This is a genomic window from Acrocarpospora pleiomorpha, assembly GCF_009687885.1.
GTDB lineage: Bacteria > Actinomycetota > Actinomycetes > Streptosporangiales > Streptosporangiaceae > Acrocarpospora > Acrocarpospora pleiomorpha.
On sequence record NZ_BLAF01000030.1, the window covers coordinates 41,415 to 49,362 of the forward strand.

General features: G+C 69.6%; 5 protein-coding genes. 4 read left to right on the forward strand and 1 reads right to left on the reverse strand.

Going from position 1 to position 7,948, the window contains the following annotated elements; all coding sequences use genetic code 11:
• Nucleotides 1–16: 16 nt before the first annotated feature.
• Nucleotides 17–1,513 carry a glycosyltransferase family 2 protein gene (locus Aple_RS25890; RefSeq protein WP_281361615.1) on the reverse strand — a complete coding sequence of 499 codons (1,497 nt, stop codon included), beginning with the start codon at nucleotides 1,511–1,513 and terminating at the stop codon, nucleotides 17–19.
• Nucleotides 1,514–1,716: 203 nt separating this feature from the next.
• Between Aple_RS25890 and thrC the strand changes: the two genes are divergently transcribed.
• From thrC to Aple_RS25910, 4 genes are all read left to right on the forward strand, one after another.
• Nucleotides 1,717–2,775 (forward strand): threonine synthase, encoded by a 1,059-nt coding sequence (thrC, locus tag Aple_RS25895; RefSeq protein WP_155347305.1) that lies wholly within the window; start codon nucleotides 1,717–1,719, stop codon nucleotides 2,773–2,775.
• A 17-nt stretch (nucleotides 2,776–2,792) separates the two neighbouring features.
• Nucleotides 2,793–3,686: a homoserine kinase gene (gene thrB, locus Aple_RS25900; RefSeq protein ID WP_246264776.1), complete on the forward strand. Its 894-nt coding sequence runs from the start codon at nucleotides 2,793–2,795 to the stop codon at nucleotides 3,684–3,686.
• 398 nt (nucleotides 3,687–4,084) lie between these two features.
• A complete protein-coding gene (rho, locus tag Aple_RS25905; protein ID WP_155347307.1) occupies nucleotides 4,085–6,133 on the forward strand; it encodes a transcription termination factor Rho in 2,049 nt (682 codons plus the stop codon).
• A gap of 656 nt (nucleotides 6,134–6,789) precedes the next feature.
• The coding region (locus Aple_RS25910) for a sensor histidine kinase (RefSeq protein ID WP_246264777.1) at nucleotides 6,790–7,948 on the forward strand (1,159 nt) is incomplete at its 3' end.

Here is a 7,948-nt window from a genome sequence, read left to right on the forward strand (position 1 = left end):
ACTCAAAACGAAGCAGCTAGAAGTCCGGTTCTTGCCGGAGAAACGGGTTCAGTCTCTCTCTGATCGGCCTTCGCTGGGGCGTACCCGGCTCAGGCGTTTCAGCGGGTTCTTCCGCCTCGGCTTCCGGCGCGGGCCAGAACGAGGACGACGGGCTCTGCCGTACCCCGTAGGTCTCGTGCACGACGGCGGCGATCGTCTCCCCCCGCTCCACCAGCAGCCGCGCCCGATTCACCGCTTCGGTCCGCTCCAGTACGGCATGCCGCCCATCGGAGAAGTTGACCAGCAGCATGCCCAGCTGCCCGTCGATCATCGCTCGGGTCATTCGCTCGAGCGTGGTGGGCGCCAGCGGCGTGTCCGCCGTACAGCGAAGGCGGAAGGGCACCGGTGCCGCGTTCGGGACCAGGTTCTCCACCAGCGCGACCCTCGGGTCGTCGCTCAGGCTCTCCAGCAGCAGGCGCAACTCCAGAGCCAATCCGCCGTGATCGGGCATGCGTCCGGGGGCCACCGCCGCCCAGGGCGCGACCAGCGTGACCCGGACGTCGTGGATGGTGCCGGTGAGGGCCGCGTTCACCGCTTGCCGTACTACGCGCTCCGCGACCCCGGCTACCTCCATCACCACCTCCACGTACGGAACTCGCCAGATCCGGCCGCGGTCCTTGCGCAGGTCCCGGCGGAGCGGGACCAGGTTGGCCAGGAAGGGCTCGACCGCGCGGACCGAGGTGGCCCGGTTGCGCCGCTGCGAGGGCAGGCCCAGATGCTCCGCCCGCGCCTTCATATCCGGCACGAAGACCGCACCCGCCTGCGCCAGCCGGTAGGCGAACTCGGTGTCCTCCCCGCGCTGGACGGCGCCGTTGAGCCCGCCCACGTCCTGGAACAGCGATCGGGGTAGCGACAGTGTGGGCCCGGTGCACACGTGATAGGGATTGCGGCTCCGGCGGAGGCCGTCCAACCGGACGATGGTCCGCTCGGTCGAGCTCGGCACCGCTCGGGACAGGTCCAGCAGCGTTTCCAGCCGATCGGCCGCGACCGCGTCGCGCACCTCCGCCGGCGAGACGTCGGGCTCCTCGATGAACTGCTTGGCGCCGATCGTCACCACGTAGTCGGTGAGGTGGTGCCACCGCAGCAGCGCTTCCAGATGTTCGCGGTGGATGATCATGTCGGAGTCCAGGCGCTGGATCACCGCACCCTCCGCCACCGCCACGCCCGTGTTCAGCGCGTGAGCCGGGCCCCAGCCGTCCGGCGCCGACCGGATCAGCCTGGTGTTCCCCGGCCGGATCTCGGGCAGGCGGAGGGGCGGGTCGCTCGCGTCGTCCACGACGATGACGTCGAGCAAAGAATCCGGATAGCTTTGCGCGGACAAAGCGGCGAGCGTCAGATCTAGACGGTGCTGACCGCTATGCGCGGGTATGACCACACTGACTGGCAGCGTTGGAGTCCAATGGCCGAGCTCGGGAGGGTCGAGCGGGGAGTAGTCGTTGTGGCGGATCCTCGGCCGGGCGACGTTGCCCGTCACAATTGAAACAACTCCCTCAGTCAGCAGGCGGTCATCGATCAAGACTAGACAAGAATCCTTGGAGTTCTCTAAGAGCGCCCCCTGGCTGTCCGCACATCCCATCAGGTGGACAACGCTCTCCGCCTCCTGGTCTGTTGGGCCTAGACTCTTTTCCCAATACCGCAGGTAGCACGCGCGTGCGATGCCGCGCAGGAGGAGCGATCATGTCCAGGGCTTGGCGTGGCCTCATCGAGGAATACCGTGACCGGCTTCCGGTGAGTTCGACGACGCCCGTGGTGACCCTTCTGGAGGGCGGCACGCCGCTGGTCCCGGCGCGCAGGGTCTCCGAGCTGGTCGGCTGCGAGGTCCACCTTAAGGTCGAAGGCCTCAACCCGACCGGGAGCTTCAAGGACCGGGGCATGACCATGGCCATCAGCAAGGCCGTGGAGGAGGGTGCGCAGGCGGTCATCTGCGCCTCCACCGGTAACACCAGCGCGTCCGCGGCGGCGTACGCGACGAGGGCCGGGCTGACCTGCGCCGTGCTGGTCCCGCGCGGGAAGATCGCGATGGGCAAGCTGGCCCAGGCGCTCGTGCACGGCGCGAAGCTGCTGCAGGTCGAGGGGTCGTTCGACGACTGCCTGGAGATGACCAAGAAGCTGGCCGAGAACTACCCGATCGCGCTGGTCAACTCGGTCAATCCGTACCGGTTGCAGGGGCAGAAGACGGCCGCGTTCGAGATCGTGGACGCCCTCGGCGACGCGCCTGACGTGCACTGCATCCCGGTGGGGAACGCGGGTAACATCTCGGCATATTGGATGGGATACCAGGAATACGCGGCGGATGGCCTGGCCAGCAAGCGCCCCAGAATGTTGGGGTTCCAGGCGAGTGGGGCGGCGCCGATCGTGAACGGTGCGCCGGTGACCCACCCGCATACGATCGCCACCGCGATCCGGATCGGCAATCCCGCCTCCTGGCGGCTCGCCACGGCGGCCAGGGACGAGTCGGGCGGCGACATCCAGGCCGTCACCGACCGGCAGATCGCGGCGGCCTACAAGCTGCTCGCCCAGGGGGAGGGCGTGTTCGTCGAGCTGGCCTCGGCGGCCAGTGTGGCGGGGCTGCTGCAGGCGCACGAGCAGGGGCTGATCAACCCCGGTGAGCGGATCGTCTGCACGGTCACCGGCAACGGCCTCAAGGACCCGGACTGGGCCATCTCGGGCGCGCCCGCCCCGGTCACCATCCCGATCGACGTGTACGCGGCGGCGGCCGCACTGGAACTTTCCTGACGGGGAGACGCATGCCAATGAGCGTTCTGGTCCGGGTGCCCGCGACCAGCGCCAATCTGGGGCCCGGATTCGACAGCCTGGGACTCGCGCTCGATCTGCACGACGAGGTCGAGGTCGAGCTCGCGGGAGACGACGTCGAGATCGAGATCGACGGCCACGGGGCGGGGGAGGTGGACCCCGGCGAAGGCCACCTGATCATCTCCACCCTGCGGGAGACCTTCGACACGCTCGGCGTTGACCAGCCAAAGGGCATCCGGCTGCGCTGCCGCAACCGTATCCCGCACGCTCGTGGCCTCGGCTCGTCCTCGGCCGCGATCGTGGCGGGCGTGCTCGCCGCCCGCGCGCTCGCCGACGCCCCCGGGTTCGACGACGCGCGCGCCCTCGAACTCGCCGCCCGGCTCGAGGGCCACCCCGACAACGTCGCACCCTGCCTGTACGGCGGCTTCACCATCGCCTACACCGCCCAGGGCACGCCGAAGGCGGTCACTCTGCCCGTGCACGAGGACGTGCGGCCGGTGGTCCTGATTCCCGATTTCCGGCTGTCCACCGAGGCGGCCCGGGGCCTGCTGCCCGCCACCGTGCCGCACGCCGAGGCCGCCGCCAACGCCGCCAACGCCGCGCTGCTGGTGCACGCGCTGACCCGGCGCCCGGATCTCCTGATGACCGCCACGGAAGATTATCTTCATCAGAAATATCGCGCGCCCGCCATGCCGCGCGCCGCTGACCTGGTAGAACGTCTGCGCTCTGCCGGGGTTCCCGCGGTAGTCTCAGGAGCGGGGCCGACGATTCTTGCGTTTTCCACCGGATCTGCGCAGGATTTGATCGCGCCAGAAGTGGGTAGTGACTGGCACATCCAGCCGCTGAACGTCGACCCGGTGGGTGCGTTCGTTCAGTTTCCTGAGACACGCTGATGCCTCTTCGACCTTCAGGGAATAGCTGTGTGCGCTGGTGATGTTAGGCTGATAGCCGCACCAGGTGCCCCCGTGTTGGGTGCGTGCTTGTCATTCGCACATCTCCGCACTTCGCTTTGCCGAAGCAGTGGGGATTTCCCGGAATCTGCCTCCTCCAGTCGCTCACGCGGTCAGGGGCGGTGTATTCGGAGACATGCGCGTTCGAACCACCTCGACATCTGGTCGGTGGTGGCAATCCGGGGGGATTCCCCCGGGCCTCTACCGCTCGTGAATCTCGGTACCCAGAGGGATCCATGCATGAGGTTCGCGAAGCCCGACCCGGTCTGTCCCGCCGGGTCGCACCACCGGGACGCCTGGACGAACAAGCCCGGCGCCCGACCCCTGGGAAGGACCATTAGTTGAGCGACACCACCGAACTCCTCGCCGACGCACCCGCCGGCGACGCCCCCACCGCCGCCGCGGCGCGCTCGCCGCGTCGTCGCTCCGGCACCGGCCTGTCCGCCATGGTGCTGCCCGAGCTGCAGGCCATGGCCACCGGCCTCGGCATCAGCGGCACCGGACGGATGCGCAAGAGCCAGCTCATCGCGGCCATCCAGGAGAAGCAGGGGGGGGCCGCGGCACCCGCGGAGGCGAAGCCGGCGGAACCGGCGCCGGCTGAGCGCCCCACCCGTGCCCGCCGGGAACGTTCCCGGGCCACCGCCGCTCCCGAGCAGGCCACGCTGCCCGTCGCCGAGCCTCGCCCGGAGCCGGAACCCGTCGCTCTGGAGCGCGTGGACAGCGCTCCGGCGGCCCAGCCCGCCGTCCAGTCCGCCGCGCCGGTCGCGGCCCAGCCCGTCGTCGCGCAGTCCGCGCCCGAGCCGCAGGCCGCTCAGGCCGCCCAGGCTCAGGTCGCGCAGACTGAGGTCACGCAGGGTGACTCCCGCGACAGCCGGGGCGAGCGGATGAACGACCGCCGCGAGCGCCGGGGCCGCAACGACCGCAACGACCGTGGGGAGCGCGGCGACCGCCGTGACCGCGGGGACCGGGGCGACCGCACCGACCGTGCGGACCGCACCGAGCGCACCGAGCGCACGGACCGTAGCGACCGCACCGACCGGGGCGACCGTAACGATCGCACCGAGCGGATCGACACGCGCGCGGCCGACAGCGGCGACAACCGGGGCCGTGACCGTCAGGACACCCGCCAGGACCGCCAGGGCGGGCCTGGCCAGGACGACGACCCGCGCGGCCGTCGCGGCAGGTTCCGGGAGCGCAACCGCCGTGGCCGGGACCGTTTCGGCGACAGCAACGAGCCCGTGGTGAGCGAGGACGACGTCCTCATCCCGATCGCCGGCATCCTCGACATCCTGGACAACTACGCCTTCGTCCGGACCAGCGGCTACCTGCCCGGCTCCAACGACGTCTACGTCTCGCTCGCCCAGATCCGCCGCAACGGCCTGCGCAAGGGCGACGTCATCACCGGGGCGGTCCGCCAGCCCCGCGAGGGCGAGCGCCGGGAGAAGTTCAACGCGCTGGTCCGCCTGGACACGGTCAACGGCATGGAGCCCGACCAGGCCAGGCAGCGGCCCGACTTCAACAAGCTCACCCCGCTGTATCCGCAGGAGCGGCTCCGCCTGGAGACCGAGCCCAACATCATGACGACGCGGATCATCGACATGGTCTCGCCGATCGGCAAGGGCCAGCGTGGTCTGATCGTCTCCCCGCCCAAGGCGGGCAAGACCATGGTGCTGCAGGCCATCGCCAACGCGATCACCCGCAACAGCCCCGAGTGCCACCTGATGGTCGTCCTGGTGGACGAGCGTCCTGAAGAGGTCACCGACATGCAGCGGTCGGTGAAGGGCGAGGTCATCCACTCGACCTTCGACCGTCCGGCCGAGGACCACACCACGGTCGCCGAGCTGGCCATCGAGCGCGCCAAGCGCCTGGTCGAGCTGGGCCACGACGTGGTCGTGCTGCTCGACTCGATCACCCGTCTGGGCCGGGCCTACAACCTGGCCGCCCCGGCGTCCGGGCGCATCCTGTCCGGTGGTGTCGACTCGACCGCGCTCTACCCGCCGAAGCGGTTCTTCGGCGCCGCGCGCAACATCGAGAACGGCGGCTCGCTGACGATCCTGGCCACCGCGCTGGTGGAGACCGGCTCCAAGATGGACGAGGTCATCTTCGAGGAGTTCAAGGGCACCGGCAACATGGAGCTCAAGCTCAGCCGCTCGCTCGCCGACAAGCGCATCTTCCCGGCCGTGGACGTGGACTCCTCCAGCACGCGTAAGGAAGAGATCCTGCTCGGCAAGGAGGAACTCCAGGTCGTCTGGAAGCTGCGCCGGGTGCTGCACGCGCTCGACATGCAGCAGGCGCTGGAACTCCTGCTGGAGAAGATGAAGGAGACCAAGTCCAACGCCGAGTTCCTGATGCAGGTCCAGAAGACCACCGTCAGCAACGACCGCGACTAGCCTCACTCCGAGAGACGCCCCGGGTGCTCGCCACCCGGGGCTTTTTCGTGGGTACGGCCCTGCGACGCGCCCAGGAGTCCCCACAACGTTATGGCCCTGGGTGCTCGCTGCCCGGGGTCCGTGGGCACGCTCCCGCGATGCGCCCAAACGTGCACGTGCACACCGGAAAAGGCTCCACAACGTCATGGCCCTGGGTGCTCGCTGCCCAGGGTTCCGTGAGCACGTCCCGCGATGCGCCCAGATGTGGACATGACAGTGGAAGTTGGGGCCCGGGTGCTGGGGTTTCGTGAGTCTCCCTCGCGGTGAGCCCTGATGTGGACGCGCCACCGGAAGAAACTCCGTAACGTTGTCGGCCCCCGGGCTCCTCGAATGTGGTTGTCATGGGTGTGCCCTGGGGACAGCCCCAGGGTGGAGATGCCCGCTCGCTCCATTCCGCCGCGCTGGGCGAGCTTGCCATGCTGCATGTTCTGCATATGTCCGGGTTTGCGGGAGGTGACAGGATGACGGCGGATGGGGGAAGCCCCTCCGGGGCTTTCGTAGGAGCCACGCACGGGGAATCGCCGCTGGTCACAGCCGAGAGAGGCACGGCGTCTGAAGGCGGGTCCGCGCCGTGGGCGGACATGGGTGCGGGGGAGCGTGGCCCGCTCAGGGAGCGGGTGCCTTTCGGCCGGTGGGGGCCCCTCGGGGTGGCGGTCGATCCGGCCACCTGGCGGGCGGTGCCGTACCTGCTGGGGAGCATCGTGCTCGGGGGGTGCTACTTCGTCGGGCTGGTCTTCGCGATTCCGGTGTCGGTGGCGTTCGTGGTGATCTGGGTGGGGGTGCCGATGCTGGTGCTCACCATGTTCCTGTGGCGGTGGGCGGCCATGCTGGAGCGGCGGCTGGTGCGGTGGTCGTTCGGGGTGAAACTGGAGGATCCCTACCGGCCGCGGCCGGAGCGGGGGTTCTGGAACCATGTCGGGTGGTTATTCGGGGATCCGGCCACCTGGAAGGACCTGGGATACCTGTTGCTGCTGTTCCCGGTGGGGATGGTGGAGTTCGTCGCCTCCGTGGTGTTCTGGTGTGTCTCGCTCACGCTGATCATCGGCCCGATTCCGATCGTGCTCGGCGACGCGTGGCTGACGATCGGCGCGTTCGAGGTGGACACGGTCGCCGAGGCCGTTCCGGCGATGATCCTCGGATTCGCGCTGGTCTTCGCCGGTCTGTACGCGATACGCGGCCTGGCCTGGCTCCACGGCGCCCTGGCCCGGCTGCTGCTGGGTGCCGACGAGACCAAGGTCCTCGCAGCCAAGGCCGACCGGTTGCGGGCCAGCAGGGCTAGGGGCGTGGACGCGGCCGAGACTGAGCGCCGCCGGATCGAGCGGGACCTGCACGACGGCGCCCAGCAGCGGTTGCTGGCGGTGGCGCTCGATCTCGGGCGCGCGCAGGCCAAGATGGACGCCGATCCGGAAGCGGTCCGGGAACTGCTGGCCAGCGCGCACGCGGGCACCAAGGCGGCGATCGCCGAGCTGCGCGATCTGGCCCGGGGGATCTATCCGGCGATCCTCACGGATCGGGGGCTCGACGCGGCGCTGTCGTCGCTGGCCGGGCGGGCCCCGGTCCGGGTGGACGTGTCGGTGGAGATCACCGAGCGGCCGCCGCCGGCCGTGGAGAGCATCGCCTACTTCATCGTGGCCGAGTCGCTGACCAACATGGCCAAACACGCGGGGGCGACCGAGGCGCGGGTGCACGTCAGCAGGCAGGATCTGCGGGTGGTGGTGGAGGTGGCCGACAACGGGGTCGGCGGGGCGGTCGCCGTACCGGGGGGTGGGCTGGCGG

What these genes read in the sequence shown, in the direction of transcription:
- thrB (WP_246264776.1), top strand. Translation starts at nt 2,793, where the DNA reads ATGAGCGTTCTGGTCCGGGTGCCCGCGACCAGCGCCAATCTGGGGCCC.
- thrC (WP_155347305.1), top strand. Translation starts at nt 1,717, where the DNA reads ATGTCCAGGGCTTGGCGTGGCCTCATCGAGGAATACCGTGACCGGCTT.